Raw genomic sequence first — 1508 nt, 5'->3', positions numbered from 1 at the left:
CGCACCGGGGTCCGGCGGGACGCCGCCGGTCAGGACGTGACGGTCGCGGGCTTGTGAATCTTGCGGGACTCCAGCACGTGGTCCACGATGCCGTACTCCTTGGCCGCGGACGCGGTGAGGATCTTGTCGCGCTCGATGTCGCGGTTGACCTCCTGCGCCGTCTTGCCCGAGTGCAGCGCGAGGGTGTCCTCGAGCCACTCGCGCATCCGCATGATCTCGTTGGCCTGGATCTCGATGTCGGAGGCCTGTCCCCCGCCCTGGCCGGACATCGCCGGCTGGTGGATGAGCACCCGGGCGTTGGGCAGGGCGAGGCGCTTGCCCGGCGTGCCGCCGGCCAGCAGCACGGCCGCCGCGGAGGCCGCCTGGCCCAGGCACACGGTCTGGACCTCGGGGCGGATGAACTGCATCGTGTCGTAGATCGCCGTCATCGCGGTGAAGGAGCCGCCCGGGGAGTTGATGTACATCGTGATGTCCCGGTCGGCGTCCTGCGCCTCGAGCACCAGCAGCTGGGCCATCACGTCGTCCGCCGAGGCGTCGTCCACCTGGACGCCCAGGAAGATGATCCGGTCCTCGAAGAGCTTGGTGTAGGGGTTCTGCCGGCGGTACCCGTAGGGGGTGCGCTCCTCGAAGTCCGGCAGCACGTAGCGGCTGGTCGGCAGGGCGGCCGCGGAGCCGGCCGTGGACGAAGGTCCGTGGGTGTAGGTCATGGTTGAAGTCCTCGCGAGTCTGAAGGGCTGGCCTGGTCGTGGTGTGGGACCGCCGAGGTCCTACTCCTGGTCCTTCATGGTCCCGCCGCCGCCGGTCATGGAGCCGGCCGAGCTGGCGATGTGATCGAAGAAGCCGTAGTCCAGGGCCCGCTGGGCGTCGAACCAGTTGTCGCGGTCCGCGTCCCGGAGGATCGTGTCCAGGTCCTGGCCGGTCTGCTCCGCGGTGAGCTCCGCGAGGCGGCGCTTCATCGACAGGATGAGCTCGGCCTGCACCCGGATGTCCGAAGCCGTGCCGCCCATGCCGCCGGAGGGCTGGTGCATGAGGATCCGGGCGTTGGGCGTCGCATAGCGCTTGCCCTTCGTCCCGGAGGACAGCAGGAACTGGCCCATCGACGCGGCCAGGCCGGTGGCCACGGTCACGACGTCGTTCGGGATCAGCTGCATCGTGTCGTAGATCGCCATGCCCGCGGTGACCGAACCGCCCGGGGAGTTGATGTACAGGAAGATGTCCGCCTGCGGGTCCTCGGCGGAGAGCAGCAGCATCTGCGAGCAGATGAGGTTCGCGTTGTCGTCGCGCACCTCCGAGCCGAGCCAGATGATGCGTTCCTTGAGCAGCCGGTTGTAGACGTAGTCGTCCTGGCCGCCCATCGGGCCGCCGCCCTGCATGCGGGGGCCGGTGGAAGATGCGTGGGTCGAGCCGAACGGCGACTCGTGAGCGGAGGTCATGGAGCAGTGCCTCTTTCGTCCGTGTGGTCCGGTGATCTCTGAACAGAACCCTAGTGCCCGCCCCGGCCCGGGGCC

2 protein-coding genes are annotated in these 1508 nt (G+C 69.0%); both read right to left on the bottom strand.

Going from position 1 to position 1508, the window contains the following annotated elements; translation table 11 throughout:
• Positions 1-29 precede the first annotated feature (29 nt).
• Positions 30-707: an ATP-dependent Clp protease proteolytic subunit gene (locus ACH9EU_RS13805; RefSeq protein WP_396414491.1), complete on the bottom strand. Its 678-nt coding sequence runs from the start codon at positions 705-707 to the stop codon at positions 30-32.
• Between the two features lie 60 nt (positions 708-767).
• On the bottom strand, positions 768-1373 hold the full coding sequence (locus ACH9EU_RS13800) for an ATP-dependent Clp protease proteolytic subunit (RefSeq protein WP_396414492.1): 606 nt from the start codon (positions 1371-1373) through the stop codon (positions 768-770).
• Positions 1374-1508: the final 135 nt, after the last annotated feature.

The sequence above is a fragment of the Kocuria rhizosphaerae genome, from assembly GCF_044462265.1.
Lineage (GTDB): Bacteria > Actinomycetota > Actinomycetes > Actinomycetales > Micrococcaceae > Kocuria > Kocuria rhizosphaerae.
Note: the sequence above shows the minus strand (reverse complement) of the source record. Positions and strands in the feature narration are given on the sequence as shown.